Genomic DNA, 19749 nt, shown 5'->3' with positions numbered 1-19749 from the left:
TTGATTTGTAGTTCTAAAGACGGGCAAATTTAATTAACAATTTTAATATGTTAAGATTACTTTCTAAATTATTTTATAATGTTAGATTAAACAAAAAAAGGCAACCTCTTCGGCTGCCTTTTTTTAATTGGTGAGGTCGTTACGATGGTTTGAGCTATAGTCCTGACACTACTTCGGAGTTTCATTGTCATCGTAACAAAAAGCAATTACGTTTTACGTTTTCATTGGGCACACCAGATTACATGGAACTATCAATCATACCATTCAAATAAATACCTCTCATCATAAGGGACATCAAATTTCTTCAGGAATTCCAGATACTCCTCCCTGAAAGTTGTTTTGTGATGATGCTGCTCCTGGTTTAATATGTATTTGTAAACATCATTTATCTGAGAATGCCCATAACTAAAATAGCCGGCACCATTTTGCCATGAAAATTTGTGCCGGGTAAATCCCCTTTCATTAATGAAATTTGATGAATTGTTTTTGACATCTCTGATAAGGTCAGAAGGAGCCATTGCCGGCTTGATCCCAACGAAAATATGAATATGATCCTCAACACCATTAACAATAATAGGCTTTTGCCCCTTTCCTTTAATAATCCCGGAAATGTATTTGAACACCTCGTTTCTCCAGGGATTTAGTAAAAGATTCGTTCTGCCATTAACGGTAAAAACAATTTGCACATAAATCTGTGAGAATGAGCCAGCCATGATTTGTGATTTTAAATTTTCATCGAAAATACATAAAACTATAATGCCACTCCTTCGGAGTTTCGTAAAGATCACTCCTTACCTTGTGAACTATAATCCTGCCACTCCTTCAGAGTTGTTGTGAGATTGTTGTATGGGGATGTGGTATAATCCTAGCATGCATGCGGAGTTTCCAGGTGAGGGTTTTGAATTGTCTTCTTATAAAAACTGTAAATGTTACCAGTCTCTTGGAGCAACCCCGAAGGGGTGAAATGATTCTAGCAGATTTGTACGAATACAAATCGAAACCCCGAAGGGGTGAAATGATTCTAGCTATAAGAATACAAATCGAAACCCCGAAGGGGTGATATTATAAATCAAACACTTGGTGGATCGATTAAAAATTATATCCAGCTTCTCTTTCGGAGTTCTGCAGAAAGTTGTTTTAGTGCGTTTTGTTAAATGTTAATTATAGGCCGTTGCCGTCAGAGTCGTGATGCTTGTCAGCCTTCTGAGATCTGTCTTCGTTCCTATAACCCCAGCAAACTCTCCACCGGATCGGTACCGCCAAAAAGCATGCGTGCAGGATTCTCAAGCATCTCTTTTACTTTTACCAGGAAGCTCACCGACTCGCGGCCATCGATCACCCGATGATCATACGAAAGCGCGACGTACATGATGGGTGCAATTTCTATTTTTCCGTTCACAACGATGGGGCGTTCCACGATGTTGTGCATGCCGAGGATGGCGCTTTGCGGCGGGTTAATGATGGGTGTAGAAAGCATCGAGCCAAACACCCCGCCATTGGTAACAGTGAAGGTGCCGCCGGTCATCTCGTCGATGGTGAGGCGGCTGTTGCGTGCCTTGCCGGCCAGGTTCTTTATCTCCGTTTCTATCTCGTGCAGCATCAGCTTTTCGGCGTTGCGTATCACCGGAACCATAAGCCCTTTTGGAGCGCTTACCGCGATGCCGATGTCGGCGTAGTTGTGGTAGATCATCTCGTTGCCGTCGATTTGTGCATTCACTTGTGGGAAATGTTGCAGTGCTTCGGTGACGGCCTTCACGAAAAACGACATAAATCCCAGCGAGACATCGTATTGTTTTTTAAAAATCTCCTTGTATTGGTTACGAATATCCATGATTGCCGACATGTTCACCTCGTTGAAGGTGGTGAGCATGGCGGTATCGTTTTTCACCGCCACCAATCGCTCGGAGAGCTTCAGGCGCAGCGTCGACATCTTTTTGCGTTCGGTGTCGCGGGTGCCGCCCCATCCGGCAGCGGCTGAGGGAGCAGCTTGCGACGGGATATTTTTTTTATCATCAATAAAATGCGCTACATCGTCTTTGGTGATGCGCAGTTTTTTGTAAAAGTCGATCATCTCCTGTTCGTTAAGATCGTTGGCCTGCAGGAGTTTTCGTGCCAGGGGCGAAATGTGGATGTCGGTGGCAGGAGCCTGTTTTTGATCTTCTTTTTTAGCTGCTGGCTCCGGTTCCTTTTTTGGCTCAGGCTCTGGGGCTTTCACTTCAGATTGTTGGACAGCTGGCGCTTTTTCATTTTCGTCAGCAGCTTTCGGTTCTGTGGAGGCAGGCTCGGCTTTTTTTGCTGATGCTTGTGGTGCACCTTTGGCTTTTGTGTCGATGGTGCAAATCACTTTACCAACTTCTACCGTCTCGCCAGCTTCCACCAGAATTTTTATTTTTCCGGCCTCTTCGGCGCTGATGCTTAGCGTGGCTTTGTCCGAATCTATCTCAGCCAGTTCGGTGTCTTTTTCTACATAGTCGCCATCTTTTACCAGCCAACTGGCCAGTTGTACTTCGGTGATTGACTCTCCGGGGCTGGGCACTTTTATCTCGATCATTTCAATATTTATTTTAAAAATTGATTTTTAATAATTAAAAAAATCTGCTGCTGATTATTTGAGCTGGTGTTCGAAGTTTGCTCTGAGCACCTTGTCGGGGTCTTTGGCAAATGATTTCCAGCGGTTGCCGATGCAGACCATGCGGCACTCTTCATCCACTGCCGGGCAATCACATTCAGCAAATGACTTGTCGATTATCTTTTGCTGGCGGACGGCGTGGAAACGGCTGCTTCCGGTTGCCGGGCTGCCACTTGCCGGCCGCGCCACCACGCGCAGGTCAACTTTCGGGAAATAGTAGCCCATAAAATACCAGGCACCCATATTCACCGGCTCTTCCTGCGACCAGATATGGTCAGTAGCTTTGTGATATTTGTCGATGATTTTGATGAGTTGTTTGGTGGGCAACGGATAGAGTTGCTCCAGGCGTATCAGCGCAGTATTTTCGATATTTTTTTTCTTACGTTCTTCCAGCAAATCGTAATAGAGCTTGCCGCTGCAGAAAACGACTCGGGTAATTTTTTTAGGATCGGCCTGTGCATCGTCTATCACTTCCTGAAATTTTCCGTTTGCAAGGTCTTCGATAGGTGAAACTACCTGGGGGTGGCGCAGCAGACTCTTGGGCGTAAACACGATAAGTGGTTTGCGGAAGTCGCGGTAGAACTGACGGCGCAGCACATGGAAGAAGTTGGCCGGTGTAGTAGGATTTATCAGTTGCATGTTGTTTTCGGCGCAAAGGGTAAGGAATCGCTCGATGCGCGCGCTCGAATGTTCGGGGCCTTGCCCTTCGTAGCCGTGAGGCAGCAGCAGCACCAGGTCGTTCATCACGTTCCATTTGTCTTCGGCGCTGCTCAGATATTGGTCGATGATAATTTGTGCGCCGTTGTTAAAGTCGCCAAACTGAGCCTCCCAGATGGTGAGATTGCTTGGCGATTCGAGTGAGTATCCATATTCGAAACCCAGCACGCCATACTCCGAAAGAAGAGAGTTGTAGACCTCGAAACGCGCCTGTTTGTCGCTGATATGATGCAGTGGGATGTAGCGTTCTTCCGAGTCTTCCACACGTAAAACGGCATGACGGTGCGAGAAAGTTCCGCGTTCGGAATCTTGACCACTCAAGCGAATATCCCGACCTTCGTTAAGAAGGGTGGCATAGGCCAGCAGCTCACCCATAGCCCAGTCCAGACGGTTTTCTTTAAAAACCATGTCGTACCTGTCCTGCTGTAGCTTTACTATTTTGCGATAAAAAGTTTTATCCTCCGGTAGCGCCGTTATTTTTTTGCTGATATCTTTAAGCAACGATATATCTACTCCGGTTTCGGGTGAGGTATCAAAGTCGGCGGTAGTAGCTTTTTTGATGTCACCCCAGTGTTCGCCCAGGAAAAAGCTGATGTGGTTGCGTTCAAAATGCTTCGACTCCTCCAGATTTTCTTCCAACGTGTTGTTTATGTCGTCTTCGAATGATTGTAGTTTCTCTTTATTAATTACACCTTCCCCGAGCAACTTATTGGCATAAATCTCCATTGGGTTGGGATGATTCTCGATGATTTTGTAAAGCAGTGGTTGTGTGAAGCGCGGTTCGTCGCCTTCGTTATGGCCATATTTCCGATAGCAAAGCAAATCAATGAAGATGTCGCGCTGAAACTTGTCGCGAAATTCCATGGCAAAGCGGATGGTGTAGGCCATGGCTTCCACATCGTCGCCATTGACATGGAATACAGGCGACTGCACCACTTTGGCCACATCGGTGCAATAGGTGCTGGAGCGCGCGTCGAGGTAGTTGGTGGTAAAGCCTACCTGGTTGTTGACCACAATATGGATGGTTCCACCGGTTTTGTAGCCCGGGAGTTGCGACATCTGTAACACTTCGTACACGATTCCCTGGCCGGCGATGGAAGCGTCGCCATGGATGAGGATAGGTGCCACTTTTTTGAAATCGCCCTCATAGCGGTTGTCGATTTTGGCGCGTACGATGCCTTCCACCACCGGGTTGACGGTTTCGAGATGCGAGGGATTGGCCACCAGCGTGAGGTCTATCTTTTGACCGTCGTCGGTTTGCCGCTGACAGGTAGAGCCAAGGTGATATTTTACGTCGCCAAGCAAATGCTCGTCATCGTATTCTTTGCCAGCAAACTCCGAAAAAATCTCACTATATTTTTTGTGCATAATGTTGGCCAGCACGTTGAGGCGGCCACGGTGGGGCATCCCAATTACAAACTCACGGGTGCCCAAAGCGGCGCCTCTTTCTATCACGGCATCCAGTGCCGGGATGAGCGCCTCGGCGCCTTCCAGCGAAAAGCGCTTCTGGCCCGGAAAACGTTTGTGGATAAACTTCTCGAAGTTGACAGCACGCGCCAGCTTTTTCAGCATAAAAACCTTGCTTTCATCGCTGAAAGCCACGGTGTTTTTGGTGCGTTCCATATTTGCCCGCAGCCAGGCCTGCACGGCCACCTCCCGGATGAACATGTATTCCACACCTACGCTGGCGCAGTAGGTTTGCTCCAGGTGATTGATAATTTCCTTTAAGGTTGCTTCGCCGATGCCAATTTCGTTGCCGGCAGCAAATTTACGATCGAGGTCGTCGGAGGTGAGGCCGAAGTTTTCGATGTCGAGGGTGGGGCGGTATTGGCGACGCGTGCGCACCGGGTTGGTTTTGGTGAAAAGGTGGCCGCGCTCCCGATAGCCGTTGATCAGATTAAAAACTTTAAATTCGCACGGGTAGTTTTCGCACGGCTCGTCTTTGTGCTGCTCTTCGTAGTGGCCGTCGTAATGTGTCTGCGAAAATTCGAATCCCTCAAAGAATCGGCGCCAGCCATCATCTACTGTTGACGCATCGCGCCGGTATTGGCTATAGAGTTCGTCGATCATCGCAGGATCGGCATTGCTGAGATATGATAGTTTGTCCATAGTTTTCAACTTAAAAATAAAAATTCAAAAGTAAGGCTTTTTGTAATCGTAGCCTTGCAGTTGCTTTAATACTAATCTACCCCTTCCGGGTATATTTGAAACAACAACCAAAGGGGCTTTTTGATTTGGAAAGAAAAGAAAAATCAAGCTGTCCACGAATTTCCGCCAATTAAAAGGAATTCTCACTAATTTTTTAAAACTAAAAAGAAGGTACGAAGGATACAAAGAATAAATATTTGATATCACCTGCACTGCGACCTTCTATCGTAAGCCGACGGCTGACATAGAAACGTCAAAAGAAGCAGTAATGATTTTTTCGTGCTAATTCGCTTAATTCGATTGAATTCGTGGATGGTTTTCTTTTCCGTGAATTCGTGGACAATCTATTATTCTTCGAAAAACTCATCCTTGAAGTTGACCAGATAAACCGTTTGAGTGGCGCGGGTGAGTGCGGTGTAGAGCCAGCGCAGAAACTCCTTATCGAATGTGCCGTTGGGCAGCCATGGCTGGTCGATGAAAATGGTTTCCCACTGTCCGCCCTGCGTTTTGTGGCAGGTGAGGGCGTAAGCAAATTTCACCTGCAGCGCATTAAACCACGGATTGTTTTTCACCTTTTCCATTTTCTGTTGCCGCGTGGGCAGGTCTATATAATCCTGAAGCACCTCGTTATAGAAGCGGCGGTAGTCGTCGTAACTCAGGGCGGGCGTGTCGGCGGTAATGGTATCGAGTAGCAGCTTCACTTCTATTTCGGGCTGTTGCGGATAGTCGGTGAGACGCACCAATGCATTAGCAAAGCGAAAACCATACATCTCCGTGATGCGGGTAATCTTTTGTATTTCGATGATGTCGCCGTTGGCGATAAATCCGGCGGGCGACTCTTTGGGAAGCCAGTAATAGTTGTTGCGCACCACCATCATGTAGTCGCCGGCGGAAATCTCATCTTCGCGGTAGAGGATGCGGTTGCGGATTTCGCGGTTGTAGATGTTTGCGCGTTTGTTGGATCGGGTGATGACAATGGATTTGTCGTCGCCGTAGTCTTTGTGGGCAAAGAAAAGGGCATCTTCGAGCTGCGTGCCATCGATGCGGCGAATATCGGTGTAGCCTGTGAGGCTGAATAGCGGGAAGTTGAGATCCTCGTCATTAATTTTTTGGCGCAGCAGCGTGGCGTTAGCCAATATCCCCGACTCCAACGATTGCCGCATTACCTCGCGTAGCTCGAGGGCACGCACGCTCAATCCAAAGCTGGTTTCGAGCAGGTGTTTGTCGAGGGCCGGCGACATGTCGGTGCCCACGGGTGGCAGTTGGGCGGTGTCGCCGATAAGCACCAGGGCGCAGTTGGTGCCGGAATAAACGTAAGTGATTAGGTCGGTGAGCAGGTCGGAGGTGGTGGCAAAGCGTGCGTCGGAAGGAGCGGTGCCCGGAATCATCGAGGCCTCATCCACCACAAAGAGCGTGTTGGTATGCTGGTTTTCCAGCAGGTGCAGCATCATGGCGCCATCGGTGGTGACGCGGGGCTGGTATATCTTTTTGTGGATGGTAAACGCCTGGCGGCCAGAATAGGCGGCCAGCACTTTGGCAGCGCGGCCGGTGGGCGCCAGCAGCACAGTTTTAAGTTTTAAATCGGGCGCAGCCTTTACCAACGCACTCAGCACGGTGGTTTTGCCCGTGCCGGCATAGCCTTTAAAAAGGAAAGCCTCGTGCGCCCCGCGGTTGAGCAGAAACTCCGCTAAGGCCAGGATGAGGATGCGCTGACCCTCGGTAGGCTGGTAAGGAAAATGTGCGAAAATAAGGTCTTCAACCTGTCGAATCTCCATCCAACAAAAATAATGAAAGATGATTGGTGAGGTGTTGATTATTGATAAGTTTCGATGAATGTTTTACAAGGTATGTTTTCTTTTCATGATTCCATGACCTTCGCACGATGAGATGTCCGGAATATTGAATAACCTCAATAATTTACTACGAAAAACAAATCCTACATGATTCCTGTATTTGACAGAAAAAAGTTAATTTTGATGAAACTATTAAATTTATAATTATGAAAGTTACATACTTATGTCCACATTGCCGGGGTGCAATAAATGCCCGAAACAGCATCATTTTATCAGTCAAAACAAGTAATGACAGTGTAGGCCTGATATTATTACACGAAGAAATCGGAAATTATTCAAGCGACTTGAGTTCTTCATTAACTGTTGAAAAAGGTGAAGTTGTTGATTTATTCTGTCCTATTTGCCACGAATGTTTAAACATTCCTAATAAAGATACGCTTGCAAAATACATCAGGATTGATGCTGATTGTAAGGAGTGCTTCATTATTATTTCGAGGAAATATGGTGAACAAATTACCTTCAAAGTGGACGAAAAAAAACAAGTAGCAACCTATGGTGAAAAACTAAGCAGGTTTATCGATCCTGAGTGGTTTTTATAACACAGAACCATCGTAACCGATTCAAGGTTGCCCAGGGTGATGAAATTTTAATTTCGTAGTCTGTTTGCCCGGACGATGAGTGGCCAAACCAACTTGTGCTACTATCTGCGGCTTTCATTTGCTACACCGACATTTATTTTTGAATCGAATTATTAAGCTTTTAATGATTTGTAAAATGATGGGAAACAGGACTCCAATTGAGCAATTATAAAACAGAAAACATATTAAACATCAAAAAAAACAAAGCATCATGAAAAAATCATTATTCATCTTATTACTAACCATCTCTGCGGCAGTTGCATTTGGACAATCATGCATTACCTGCGATGAAAACACAATCAATTTTGAAAATGGCGCATCCGCTATTGGCACACAAAACCTATCGACGGGCATCAATTCATTGGCGGTGGGGTATCAATGTGAAGCACTTGGAGATTATTCGATTGCGATGCCTTTTCTGGCAAAGTCTGTTGGGAATCGTTCGCTTGCCTTTGGCTATAATGCTATTGCACGAGACTTATCCGCTATAGCGATTGGCGAAAACACAGAGGCATCATGGATGTATTCAGTTGCTATTGGGCGGTCTAATAAATCTACAGGTGTTGGGGCGGTATCGCTGGGTTACATGAACCATGCTGACGCTAATTTTTCGTTTTTGTTTGGCCGGAACCTAAAAACTCAGGCAAGCAATTCGATGGCAATTGGAGTCGGTAGTTCCGAAACACTGACAAATGGGATTCCGAATAGTTTGATGGTGGGCTTCAATAGCGATGTCCCTACTTTTTTTGTTGAAACTTCACCAGGAGCAAGTAAAACCGGACGCATCGGCATTGGCAACATCACCAATCCTGATGCAAAGTTCCACATCCTGGGAGATAATGATGCTTCACGACCCGACAATGCTTCTCTTTACATTGAGTCTGCTGGCGACTATTATTCTACACTATGGCTTGGCGACAAGAAACATTTTATAAAAACAAAGCCCAACGAAGATTTGGTTTTTAATGCTGCGGATGAAAACTTCATTTTCGAAAGTGGTAACATGGGCGTCGGCACCAATGAACCGGAAGCAAAAATTCAGGTGAAAGACGGCGACATCTTCATTGAAGACATCAACCGCGGCATCATCATGAAATCGCCCGACGGTAACTGCTGGCGCGGAACCATGAACAACCAGGGCGTGATGGAGTTTGCGCAGGTGGATTGCAACACGCTACTTGCCGGAACTTCCGAACCAGCGACTAATCCCGCATCAGCCGTAAAAATTTACCCTAATCCGGCAGGCAATCAGGTTTTTATTTTCTGCAACACAAATTTTAATACACTGCAACTGGAAATCACCAATATGAACGGTCAGCTTATCAGCACGCACATGCTAAACAATCCCGAGAGCTTTATCGACTTCTCCGCTTACCAGACCGGCGCCTATATTTTCAGGCTCACGGATGAAAACGGAAAACAGGTGGCATCGCAAAAGGTGATAAAGGAATAGTGTGCATTGGGAATTGCTATCAATAAATAAAATTGAGATGAAACACCGGCCAAAATCCCCCAAAGTAAAATTCTGCGGATTAATAATCTTGTTGGTTTTTATCGGCGTCGGGTGTCGGGGCGCAAGACTTCCACTATGCCTTGCAAGGGAAGTCTCACGGATGAGTCAAATACAAAAAGTATGAAAAACACTTACAACGCATGAATTATGATTATTTCAGCGCACACTTTGTGAAATATCATTATCCGTTTTATCTCCCCAGCAAATCTATCGCTTGCGCAAAAACATTTTCGACGGTGAAGCCAAACTTCTGGTCGAGCACTTTTGCCGGCGCTGAGTATCCAAACTGTGACATGCCGAGGATGCGTGTGTGCTTGTTTTCCGCTACCGGTAATGCAGCAGGAAGTCCGGCAGTGAGCGCCAGCAGAGGAATGCCGGGCGTGAGCAGCTCATGCCGATAGCTTTCGGGCTGATCCAAAAATAAACCCGCCGACGGAATAGAAATTACCCGCACTTTAAGATTTTTATCTGTCTCGAGCTTTTGAGCCGTTTCGGCCAGCAGTGATACTTCCGAGCCATTGCCCAGCATGATGAGATCGGGTTTTTTGTAATCGCCACGAACGATGTAAGCACCATGTGCAGCAAGTGCTGCCATTTGCTTTCTGTTGGCACCTTCGGATAGTGGAATTTCCGGAATATTTTGTCGTGAAAGGATAAGCGCGGTAGGGCTGTGCTTGTTTTCAAGAGCAAGCTTCCAGGCGATCGTGGTTTCGTCGCCATCGGCCGGACGCAGCGCCAGCAATGCGCGCTGATTGCTGTGGTTTTGCATCTGCTCGAGCAGTCGCAGTTGCGCCTCGTGTTCTACCGGCTGGTGGGTGGGGCCGTCTTCGCCTACCCTGAAAGCGTCGTGCGTAAAGATATAAATCACCTGCAGCTCCATTAGTGCTGCCAGCCGGATAGCAGGTTTCATATAATCCGAAAACACCAGAAACGTAGCGCATGCCGGAACGATTCCTCCATGCAGCGCCATGCCGTTGGCGATGGCCGCCATGGTAAGCTCCGAAACGCCGGCTTGCAGGAACGATCCTGAAAAATCGCCTGGTCGGAAAGCGGTGGTCTGTTTCAGAAAAGCATCGGTTTTGTCACTGTTCGAGAGGTCGGCAGAAGCTACCACCAGATTGGGGACACGCTTTTGCAGGTATTTCAGCACATTGCCCGAGGCAGCACGCGTGGAAATATTTTGTGGCTGATTGATTTTTTCCGTTTCCAATTCCGGGATATTTCCCGAAAGGAAGTCAGCCAGTTGCTTTGCCAGCTCCGGATGTTGTTTTTCCCACTCCTGTTTTTCTTCTTTTCTTTTTTTAGCAGCAGCTATTTTTTCTGTTTTTATCTTTTCATAATATTGTTTTACATCGTCGAAGATGGCGAAAGGATTTTCGGGATTGCCGCCCAGGTGGCGAACGGTGGCGCTGATGTTTCCTCCGGCAGCACTGATGGGCTGGCCATGCACACTGGGGCGGTTGTCGAAAGGCTTGTTGTCTTTGTCCACAATGCCTTTGCCCATCAACGTATGACCGATGATGATCACGGGTTTTTCCGTTTCGGCGGTTGCCTGCGTCAGCGCCTGTCGGATCTGGCCGGTATCGTTGCCATCAATCTCTATCACCTTCCATTTCCAGGCGCGGTACTTGGCGGCGGTATCTTCAGAAGTAGTCTCGGCAACGGGGGTGGAAAGCTGGATTTTGTTGGCGTCGTAAAACAAGATAAGATTGTTCAGCCCCAGATGGCCGGCGATGCGACCGGCACCCTGTGAAATCTCTTCCTGTATGCCGCCGTCGGAGATGTAGGCAAATGTTTTGTGCACGCTCCATTCGCCAAAACGCGCAGTCAAAAATCGCTCGGCGATGGCCGCGCCCACGGCAAAGGTATGTCCCTGCCCCAGCGGGCCGCTGGTGTTTTCGATGCCGCGGCTCAGGTCGCGCTCGGGATGTCCCGGCGTGGGACTTCCCCACTGACGAAAGTTTTTCAGACCGTCCATGCTGAAATGTCCATACATGGCCAGCGTGGCGTAAAGCATTGGCGACATGTGGCCGGGGTCGAGGAAAAACCGGTCGCGCTCGGGCCACTGCGGATCGGAGGGATCGAATCGCAAAAACTCCGAAAAAAGTATTTCGATAAAATCGGCTCCGCCCATGGCGCCGCCGGGGTGACCCGACTTTGCCTGCTCGACCATTGCCGCTGATAAAACTCTGATGTTGTCGGCAGCACGTGCCGTGGGTGATGATGACGATTGTGAATACATGTGTGTTGTTTGTTTTTGAGTTTACAAAGGTAGAAAAAGCAGCGAGAGCGGGAAAGATGTAATAAAATCTACAATCGGATTCTGCATTTATGCCTTTAATGATGGTTATTCGTTTTTGGTAGCGTCACCCAATTAGGTAATGTTAAATCTGTAGCTTCTTGTTATATGACTATTTGTAAAGTCTGTAATTTAATGATCTCGAAGTCAGTAGATGAACCCGCAGGGTTCAAATGTTTATAGCACAAGCAATGCTAGGAATGTGTTCGATCCCGACGGGGTCGCATCATTCTCGCAACAATATTTTCTATAAGCATTCAATCCCTTCAGGACTAAAGGCGCGAAACATGAATGAAGCGAAACATCAAATAAAGCAAGATGCAGAACCCGAAACGGTTAGATTATTTTTAAAAGGTGCGTGCACCAAAATATTTAATTCTAAATCTTGCTGAAAAAAATCCCGCAAATGTGTGCTGATTGTTCTGCGTCATCTGCGGGAAAACGTTTGTTGTAAAAGTCTAAATTAAGAAAACTTCCCGTTGAGCCGGTCGATCATTTCCAGCACCAGCCCGGTCATTTTAGGTTCAACTTCTGATGCTGCATCGATGACGGCGTCATGTGTGATAAATTCAATTTTTCCTTCTACGCCAAGATCAGAAATCACCGAGAGGGCAAAGCATGAAAGATTCATGTGCCTTGCTACGATGGCTTCGGACACTGTGGACATTCCTACAGCGTCGGCGCCAATGGTGCGGATGTAGCGGTATTCGGCGGGCGTTTCGTAATTGGGGCCGGTGACGGCGGCATACACGCCGGTATGAAAATTCAGTTTTTGCCGGGTGGCAATTTCCTGCGCCATGCTGATGAGCTGCTTGTCGTACACCTCGCTCATGTCGGGGAAACGTGGTCCGAGGCGTTCGTCGTTAGCGCCTATCAGTGGGTTGTAGCCGGAAAGGTTGATGTGGTCGCGGATGATCATGATGTCGCCTACGCGGTAGTTGGTGTTGGTGCCACCGCTGGCGTTGGAGAGAAACAGATGCCGGATTCCCAGAAACTTGAGCACCCTCACCGGAAAGGTGACCTGCTGCATGGAATAGCCTTCGTAAAAGTGGAATCGTCCTTTGAGGGCTACCACAGGCATCTTGTTGATGGTTCCGAAAATGAGGGTTCCCTGGTGCCCTTTGACGGTGGAAACGGGAAAGTGCGGGATTTCCTCGTAAGGTATGCGGTGCGTAACTTCTATCTGACTGATGAAATTGCCCAGCCCGGTGCCGAGGATGATGCCGACCTGCGGCTCAATGTTGGTTTTGCTGCGGAGGTATGCTACTGTTTCCTGGATTTGTTCGTACATAATTACGTATTTGTTCATTAAAACTTTTTCTGAATTCGGTATGTATTTTTATTTCGATAGGAATGTAAAAAACGGGCAGGTCGGCCAAAAGTTCAGGTATCTGAGGTATGGCAATACGCATGGCGTCTTTTTCGGTGGTAATGATGATTTTGTTTTTTACAAAAATATCTTCGAACTGTTTTCTTATTTTTTCATAATCCTTTTGTGTGTAGTGATGATGATCGCTAAACTCGATCATTTCCTGATAATTGCTTATTTTCATCACATGTTCCTTCAGCGGATAGGTATTGGCAATGCCGGCAAAAAGCAGCACAGAGCTCACTTTTTCTTCCGGGAGCTCTGCCGTCGAACCTGGCAGCGGTGTGAGGGGGCCGTAACTGATGTACGAGAAAAATAGTTGCTGATGCGGTCTGGGTTTGAGCAGTTCGTCGAGACGGCGAACGGTTATCGGGGAGAGCGTTCGTCCTGTTTTTGTAACAATGATGATGTCGGCACGGTGGGCGCCACTGCGAAATTCGCGCAAGGTTCCTACCGGCACAGGATAGTCTTCGGCGTAGAGGTTGTGAAAATCAGTGAGCAATATCGACAATCCGGATTTCACGGCGCGATGTTGAAAAGCATCGTCGAGAAGAACTACGTCGGTGGAAGGATGTTTTTGCAACATCTGCCTGATGCCACGCACACGATTGCCATCTACGGCTACCTTTATCTCGGGGAATTTGCGGCTTATCTGCAGCGGCTCGTCACCAATATCCATCGATGTTGACTGGGGTGCAGCCATTACAAATCCGCGGCTTTTGCGTTTGTAGCCCCGGCTTATCACTGCCGGCTGGTATTCGTCTTTAAGCAGTTCGATGAGATATTCTACGTGGGGAGTTTTTCCTGTACCGCCCATGCTCAGATTGCCCACCGAGATCACCGGAACGTCGAATCGCTTCGACCTCAGCAAACCCCAGTCGTAGGCTTTATTGCGCAGCATCAGCACCAGCGCATAAAGCAAAGCAAAAGGATACAGAAGAAACAGAAATATTCTCACTTTATCGTAATGTTTTAACCCGGTTTAGCAGGCTATTGTTTTAAATTCTAAATCACAAACTCCAAAAAACAAATAAGTCCCAAATTTTAAGATTTCAAAATATGTATCGCGTTTGTTCATTGTGTTTTAGCTGTTGAGATTTATTTGTTTTTTGTGCTTTTGTATTTTGGAAATTGCGTTTAACTTTCGGTTCCAGTTTCCAGGTGCGTTTTAAGGTTTTGCGTAAGCAGATTAACAAAATTAGTCAGCGGTCGTCGTGCCATCATCTCCATCATGGTATTGATGTCGGCTTCGATTTCAAAGAAAATTTTTGCCTCTTTCCGGGCATTGGGTCGATAATGCAAAACCAGGATGAACTTCACCTTCGATTCGGCTGTAGCCGGAAATTCGAACCTAAAAGGGAAGTCGACTGTGCCACGGCTCATGCTCAGGCGACCTATATTTTTGATGTTGAAAGCACACGTATTCTCGTCGGCCTGCCACTGCTCAATTTGCTCGGGCATAATGCTGGCGAAGTTGCGCATATCATGGGCAAATCTACCTGTTTGTTCGGCGGTAGCAGTGATGTCGAGGGTGTCGGCTGTAAATTTCTTCATTACTTTATGTTTTAGTGTTCCAGTTGGCAGGGTCCTGGCGCCACTGTGCAAGCACCGCCAGCTCTTCTTCGCGAACATAATTGTCGGTCAAAGCCTGTTGCAGCAGGTTGTCGTAATCCGACAAGGCAAAAATTTTGCAGGTATTGCCGCATGCCTCAGTGTTGATGGGGAAACCATAGGTAAAAATTGTTAGCAGGCCTTTTACATTGGCGCCGGCATTTATCATAGCTTTCACAGCGGCCATTGAGCTGCCACCGGTCGAAATCAGGTCTTCGATCAGAATCACCCGCTGACCCGACTCGACAACGCCTTCGATTTTATTGGTAAGGCCATGGTCTTTGTTTGCTCCACGTACGTAGGCAAATGGAACTCCCAGCTCCTGTGCTACCAGCACGCCATGAGCGATGCCGCCGGTAGCAACGCCGGCAATCACATCCACATCGCCAAATTCCTCGCTGATGAGCTGCACAAACTGCTGGCGGATATAGTTGCGGATGATTGGATGGGACAATGTGATGCGGTTGTCGCAGTAAATGGGCGATTTCCAGCCCGAAGCCCACGTGTAGGGCGTTTTTAAATTCAACTTGATGGCCTTGATGCGCAGTAGATATTCTGCTACTTTCAAGGCTGATTCTTCTCTGATCTTCATAGTGGTTTGGGATAATGGATTGAAAAACCCGCCTGGGATTATACTTTGTAATCGTATTTTATCCCGGCAAGCGTTTGGTTAGCTTTGATAATTTTCTCTTTAAGATTTTCTTTGTAGGATATTACGCGCTGGCTGATTTCGCTATTGGCTACAGCCAAAATCTGCGCAGCTAATATTCCGGCGTTGGTGGCGCCGTTGACGGCTACGGTGGCCACAGGAATTCCGGGAGGCATCTGCACGATGGCAAGCAAAGCGTCGAGGCCTTCGAGTGAGGCTTTGATGGGTACACCGATAACCGGGATGGACGTCATGGCGGCAATAACGCCAGGCAGATGCGCGGCCATACCTGCTCCGGCAATAATTACGCGGATGCCACGTCCGGAAGCCGAGCGCGCAAACTGCTCCACTTTTTCGGGCGTGCGATGTGCCGAGAGGGCGTTCATCTCAAAAGGTATTTGCAACTCATTCAGTACTTTGGCAGCGCCCTCCATCACCGCCAGGTCGGAGGTGCTTCCCATGATGATGCTTACCAGTGGTTTCCTGTTTTCGTCCATAGAAGCTTTTTGTTTCAATGTTTTAATACCGGAAGGCTGAAACGAATCGTCCGTCTTTGCCGGAGTTAGCCGACAAATTTAATACTTATTTCAAATCTGTACGTGTCATTATGGCGTATCTTTGCACGCTTTAACAACTAATTTACCATAATACCTTACCACAATGCGTGAGATCACTGTTCTCGACAAAACTTTTGAAATCTTCCTCGACGCTTCCGTCATTCACGATGCTACCACGCGCATGGCACGCCAACTCACCGCTGACTTACATGATAAAAACCCGCTGTTTCTGGTGGTACTTAACGGCGCCTTTATGTTCGCAAGCGATCTGATAAAGCAATTAAATTTTGATTGTGAAATTTCTTTTGTAAAACTTTCTTCATACTCAGGCACCAAGACCACCGCCGTGGTGCGCGAACTTATCGGCCTGGACGAGGTGTTGCACGGACGCACCGTGGTGATCGTCGAAGATATTATCGATACGGGAATTACCATGGCCAACACCAAGGAGAAGCTCAAAAAACTGGAAGCCACTGATGTGAGGCTGGCCACACTGCTTTACAAACCGAGAGCTTTTCAGATGGATTATAAAATCGACTATGTCGGCATCGAGATTCCAAATGATTTCATCGTAGGTTATGGTTTGGATTATGATGGCCTGGGGCGTAATTACCCTGATATCTACAAACTTAAGCCTGAAATTTAATTTCTTTTTGTTAAAGAATTTGTGTCAGGAACTTTAAACAATTCTAAGCTTCGCGAGTTTTACCAAAAAGGTAGCTAATTTTATACAACTATGGGCAACTCCAACTTTGTTGATTACGTAAAGATATTCTGTCGGTCGGGACATGGCGGCGGCGGTTCGGCGCATTTTCACCGAGCGCGCAACATAGCCAAAGGAGGCCCCGACGGCGGCGATGGCGGTCGTGGCGGCCACGTCATTCTGCGTGGAAACGAACAACTCTGGACTCTGCTGCACCTGAAATATACCAAGCACGTGATGGCCGAACGTGGCGGCAACGGCAGCGGCCAGCTCAAAACCGGTGCCCAGGGCAAAGACGTCGTGTTGGAAGTGCCACTGGGAACAGTTGCCCGCGATGCCGAAACCGGTGAGGTAGCTTTTGAGATTACGCAGCACGACGAAGAAAAAATTCTTCTAACAGGAGGCCGTGGCGGCAAAGGCAACGACTTCTTCAAATCTTCTACCATGCAAACGCCACGCTTTGCACAGCCCGGTGAAGAAGGGCAGGAGAGCTGGAAGGTTTTAGAACTCAAGCTCCTGGCCGACATTGGATTGGTGGGTTTTCCCAATGCCGGGAAAAGTACATTGCTGTCGGCACTCTCGGCAGCCCGGCCCGAAATAGCCGATTATCCTTTTACCACCCTGAAACCAAACCTGGGAATTGTTGCTTATCGCGATCACAAATCTTTTGTGATGGCCGACATCCCCGGTATCATCGAAGGCGCACACGAAGGCAAAGGGCTGGGACTTCGCTTTCTGCGACACATCGAACGCAATTCGATTCTGCTTTTTATGGTTCCCGCCGATACTGACGACATTCAAAACGAATACAATATTTTACTCAACGAGCTCAAACAATTCAATCCGGAATTATTGGATAAAACGCGCATTCTGGCCATCAGCAAGTCCGACCTGCTCGACGCCGAGCTGATGCGTGAAATGGAGGCCACGCTGCCGCCGGTGCAGCATCTGTTTATCTCTGCAGTCAGCGGACAGGGACTTCCCAAACTCAAAGATATGATCTGGCAGGCGCTGAATGAAGAAGATTGAGGTTAGAAAATGAATTGGCTATCAGATAACATTTTGTAGCCTGGTGGTTACTAACTTTGGCCTTTAGGGTGGGGAAAAATAAAAGGGTTTTATAGCCTGCTGACTACTAACCCCGGCCTTCAGGCCAGAGACTAAAGGGTGCAAAATTCAGTGGGCTTTAGCCCAAATAAATAGAACATTAAACATTTTCAATTTTGCTCGAAACGCTCAACCAAATTGACACCTGGCTTTTTCTTTTGCTCAACGGTCTGCACAATGGTTTTTTCGACTTTGTGATGTTCTGGATTAGCGATCGTTTTGTATGGATACCCATGTATGCCGTTTTGTTTTATCTGTTGATTCGGCAATACAAATGGCGCTCTTTGGTGATTTTGCTTTTGGTGGCGCTCGCCATTACTACCAGCGATCAGATTACCTGGCATCTCAAGAACTATCTTGCGCGTCCGCGTCCGTGCCATGCTGAGGCGCTGCAAGGGCTGGTGCATACGGTGCGCGGTTCGTGTGGCGGTCCTTACGGATTTATGTCGGGACACGCTGCCAATGTTTTTGCGTTGGCATTGCTGCTGATCCCGTTTTTCAAAAGCCGCTTTCGGTATTTCGCGCTGTTTATCATCGTCTGGGCGGCGGTGGTATCATATTCACGCATCTATCTGGGGGTGCATTATCCGGGCGATATTTTGGTGGGTGCAATTCTTGGGTCAGCTATTGGTTTCGGCTACAGCCGGATTTATTTTTTAATTTTTAAACCAACCCATCATTCTTCGGCGCCGCCAGCGGCATGATGGAAACCCCGTTCAAATCGTTACCGAATTAATATTTCTATTTTTGCAACACATTCTTTTTTTATAAAAGTTTTACCCGATGGAACTACAAAGTATTAAACAACGATTTGGAATTATTGGCAACACCAGCGGACTAAACCGCGCTCTCGACATTGCCGTGCAAGTGGCGCCCACCGACCTCACGGTGCTCATCACCGGCGAGAGCGGAACGGGCAAAGAGGTTTTTCCGCAGATCATACACCAACTTTCATCGCGTAAACATGGATCCTACATCGCAGTGAACTGCGGAGCTATCCCTGAAGGAACAATCGACTCCGAACTTTTTGGCCACGAAAAAGGATCTTTTACCGGCGCACACGAAGCACGCAAAGGATATTTTGAAGTGGCCAGTGGCGGTACCATCTTTTTGGACGAAGTGGCTGAGCTGCCCATCTCCACGCAAGTACGCCTACTGCGCGTGCTCGAAACAGGTGAGTTTCTGAAAGTGGGTTCTTCAAAAGTTATCAAAACTGATGTGCGCGTTATTGCTGCCACCAACGTCAACGTTCCGGAAGCCATCGACAAAGGAAACTTCAGGCAGGATTTGTATTACCGCCTGAGCACTGTGCCTATCTTCATCCCGCCATTGCGCGAGCGCAAAGAAGACATTCATTTGCTCTTCCGCAAATTTGCCAGCGACTTTGCCGGGAAATACCGCATGCCTCCTCTGCATCTCACTCCCGAAGCCGTAGATATGCTTGTCGACTACCGATGGGATGGCAATGTGCGGCAGCTCAAAAATATCACCGAGCAGATTTCGATCATCGAAAGCGAACGCGAAATCAACGCACAAACAATGATGAAATATCTGCCTGAAGCTTACGTGCCCAAGCTACCGGTGCTTTATGCCGACAAAGCGGAATACAAAAACATGACCGAGCGCGACATCCTTTACAAAATACTTTTCGATATGCGCCGCGACATTATGGAATTGAAACAGTCGGTGGTAGAGATCATCCACCACGGAGGCATGCACGAATTGCAGCAAAATAACCCGCAGCTCGTCCAGAAGCTTTATCACGACATCAGTACACTAAAAAACGAAATGCCTGCTGATATGGAAATTCGTGCCGACTACGCACCCTACCAGGAGGAGCCGGTAGAGGAAATGGAGGAGGTGGAAGAATCGCTGTCGATAGCGCATAAAGAAGCCGACCTGATACGCCGTGCGCTGGAAAAACATCGCGGCAAACGCAAACTGGCTGCCCACGATCTGGGCATTTCCGAACGGACGCTCTACCGAAAGATCAAAGAATATAAAATCACTTAGCTA

16 protein-coding genes are annotated in these 19749 nt (G+C 47.6%); 6 read left to right on the top strand and 10 right to left on the bottom strand.

Annotated features, from left to right (window positions below; genetic code table 11):
• Nucleotides 1-251: 251 nt before the first annotated feature.
• The 4 genes from tnpA to VFC92_14005 form a co-directional block, all read right to left on the bottom strand.
• The gene (gene tnpA, locus VFC92_14020) at nt 252-713 is read right to left on the bottom strand and encodes an IS200/IS605 family transposase (GenBank protein HZK09297.1); all 462 of its coding nucleotides are present in this window, start codon (nt 711-713) and stop codon (nt 252-254) included.
• A 509-nt stretch (nt 714-1222) separates the two neighbouring features.
• On the bottom strand, nt 1223-2551 hold the full coding sequence (gene odhB / locus VFC92_14015) for a 2-oxoglutarate dehydrogenase complex dihydrolipoyllysine-residue succinyltransferase (GenBank protein HZK09296.1): 1329 nt from the start codon (nt 2549-2551) through the stop codon (nt 1223-1225).
• A 54-nt stretch (nt 2552-2605) separates the two neighbouring features.
• On the bottom strand, nt 2606-5455 hold the full coding sequence (locus tag VFC92_14010; protein HZK09295.1) for a 2-oxoglutarate dehydrogenase E1 component: 2850 nt from the start codon (nt 5453-5455) through the stop codon (nt 2606-2608).
• Nucleotides 5456-5841: 386 nt separating this feature from the next.
• Nucleotides 5842-7269 carry an AAA family ATPase gene (locus tag VFC92_14005; protein HZK09294.1) on the bottom strand — a complete coding sequence of 476 codons (1428 nt, stop codon included), beginning with the start codon at nt 7267-7269 and terminating at the stop codon, nt 5842-5844.
• Between the two features lie 224 nt (nt 7270-7493).
• Between VFC92_14005 and VFC92_14000 the strand changes: the two genes are divergently transcribed.
• Together VFC92_14000 and VFC92_13995 are read left to right on the top strand one after the other, a co-directional pair.
• The gene (locus tag VFC92_14000) at nt 7494-7886 is read left to right on the top strand and encodes a hypothetical protein (GenBank protein HZK09293.1); all 393 of its coding nucleotides are present in this window, start codon (nt 7494-7496) and stop codon (nt 7884-7886) included.
• Between the two features lie 250 nt (nt 7887-8136).
• Nucleotides 8137-9378: a T9SS type A sorting domain-containing protein gene (locus tag VFC92_13995; GenBank protein HZK09292.1), complete on the top strand. Its 1242-nt coding sequence runs from the start codon at nt 8137-8139 to the stop codon at nt 9376-9378.
• A gap of 250 nt (nt 9379-9628) precedes the next feature.
• Here the strand turns inward: VFC92_13995 and VFC92_13990 are convergent, their stop codons facing one another.
• From VFC92_13990 to purE, 6 genes are all read right to left on the bottom strand, one after another.
• Complete coding sequence (locus VFC92_13990; GenBank protein ID HZK09291.1) at nt 9629-11680, bottom strand: transketolase; 2052 nt, start codon at nt 11678-11680, stop codon at nt 9629-9631.
• A gap of 520 nt (nt 11681-12200) precedes the next feature.
• Nucleotides 12201-13028, bottom strand: coding sequence for a purine-nucleoside phosphorylase (locus tag VFC92_13985; protein HZK09290.1), 828 nt, complete (start codon nt 13026-13028; stop codon nt 12201-12203).
• Entirely contained in the window at nt 12973-14064 is a 1092-nt protein-coding gene (lpxK, locus tag VFC92_13980) for a tetraacyldisaccharide 4'-kinase (protein ID HZK09289.1), read from the bottom strand. The genes VFC92_13985 and lpxK overlap by 56 nt, the downstream gene beginning before the upstream one ends.
• A gap of 179 nt (nt 14065-14243) precedes the next feature.
• The gene (locus tag VFC92_13975; GenBank protein ID HZK09288.1) at nt 14244-14660 is read right to left on the bottom strand and encodes a hypothetical protein; all 417 of its coding nucleotides are present in this window, start codon (nt 14658-14660) and stop codon (nt 14244-14246) included.
• A 4-nt stretch (nt 14661-14664) separates the two neighbouring features.
• Nucleotides 14665-15309: an orotate phosphoribosyltransferase gene (gene pyrE, locus VFC92_13970; protein ID HZK09287.1), complete on the bottom strand. Its 645-nt coding sequence runs from the start codon at nt 15307-15309 to the stop codon at nt 14665-14667.
• 38 nt (nt 15310-15347) lie between these two features.
• Nucleotides 15348-15863 (bottom strand): 5-(carboxyamino)imidazole ribonucleotide mutase, encoded by a 516-nt coding sequence (gene purE, locus VFC92_13965; protein HZK09286.1) that lies wholly within the window; start codon nt 15861-15863, stop codon nt 15348-15350.
• A 163-nt stretch (nt 15864-16026) separates the two neighbouring features.
• On the opposite strand from purE, the gene hpt reads away from it, so the two are divergent.
• From hpt to VFC92_13945, 4 genes are all read left to right on the top strand, one after another.
• The gene (hpt, locus tag VFC92_13960) at nt 16027-16569 is read left to right on the top strand and encodes a hypoxanthine phosphoribosyltransferase (protein ID HZK09285.1); all 543 of its coding nucleotides are present in this window, start codon (nt 16027-16029) and stop codon (nt 16567-16569) included.
• Nucleotides 16570-16659: 90 nt separating this feature from the next.
• Entirely contained in the window at nt 16660-17655 is a 996-nt protein-coding gene (gene obgE / locus VFC92_13955) for a GTPase ObgE (GenBank protein HZK09284.1), read from the top strand.
• A gap of 194 nt (nt 17656-17849) precedes the next feature.
• Nucleotides 17850-18437, top strand: a complete 588-nt coding sequence (locus VFC92_13950) for a phosphatase PAP2 family protein (GenBank protein ID HZK09283.1) — start codon at nt 17850-17852, stop codon at nt 18435-18437.
• A 79-nt stretch (nt 18438-18516) separates the two neighbouring features.
• Nucleotides 18517-19746 (top strand): sigma 54-interacting transcriptional regulator, encoded by a 1230-nt coding sequence (locus tag VFC92_13945; protein HZK09282.1) that lies wholly within the window; start codon nt 18517-18519, stop codon nt 19744-19746.
• The last annotated feature ends 3 nt before the right edge of the window (nt 19747-19749 follow it).

This window comes from Bacteroidales bacterium (assembly GCA_035647615.1).
Taxonomy (GTDB): Bacteria; Bacteroidota; Bacteroidia; order Bacteroidales; family 4484-276; genus SABY01.
This window is presented reverse-complemented; position numbering and strand designations above follow the sequence as displayed.

Coding starts and splice junctions, on each gene's coding strand:
- pyrE (HZK09287.1), bottom strand. CDS start 15,309: ATGAAGATCAGAGAAGAATCAGCCTTGAAAGTAGCAGAATATCTACTG.
- obgE (HZK09284.1), top strand. CDS start 16,660: ATGGGCAACTCCAACTTTGTTGATTACGTAAAGATATTCTGTCGGTCG.
- purE (HZK09286.1), bottom strand. CDS start 15,863: ATGGACGAAAACAGGAAACCACTGGTAAGCATCATCATGGGAAGCACC.
- VFC92_13985 (HZK09290.1), bottom strand. CDS start 13,028: ATGTACGAACAAATCCAGGAAACAGTAGCATACCTCCGCAGCAAAACC.
- VFC92_14005 (HZK09294.1), bottom strand. CDS start 7,269: ATGGAGATTCGACAGGTTGAAGACCTTATTTTCGCACATTTTCCTTAC.
- VFC92_13975 (HZK09288.1), bottom strand. CDS start 14,660: ATGAAGAAATTTACAGCCGACACCCTCGACATCACTGCTACCGCCGAA.
- odhB (HZK09296.1), bottom strand. CDS start 2,551: ATGATCGAGATAAAAGTGCCCAGCCCCGGAGAGTCAATCACCGAAGTA.
- VFC92_13945 (HZK09282.1), top strand. CDS start 18,517: ATGGAACTACAAAGTATTAAACAACGATTTGGAATTATTGGCAACACC.
- VFC92_14010 (HZK09295.1), bottom strand. CDS start 5,455: ATGGACAAACTATCATATCTCAGCAATGCCGATCCTGCGATGATCGAC.
- VFC92_13995 (HZK09292.1), top strand. CDS start 8,137: ATGAAAAAATCATTATTCATCTTATTACTAACCATCTCTGCGGCAGTT.
- VFC92_13990 (HZK09291.1), bottom strand. CDS start 11,680: ATGTATTCACAATCGTCATCATCACCCACGGCACGTGCTGCCGACAAC.
- VFC92_14000 (HZK09293.1), top strand. CDS start 7,494: ATGAAAGTTACATACTTATGTCCACATTGCCGGGGTGCAATAAATGCC.
- tnpA (HZK09297.1), bottom strand. CDS start 713: ATGGCTGGCTCATTCTCACAGATTTATGTGCAAATTGTTTTTACCGTT.
- hpt (HZK09285.1), top strand. CDS start 16,027: ATGCGTGAGATCACTGTTCTCGACAAAACTTTTGAAATCTTCCTCGAC.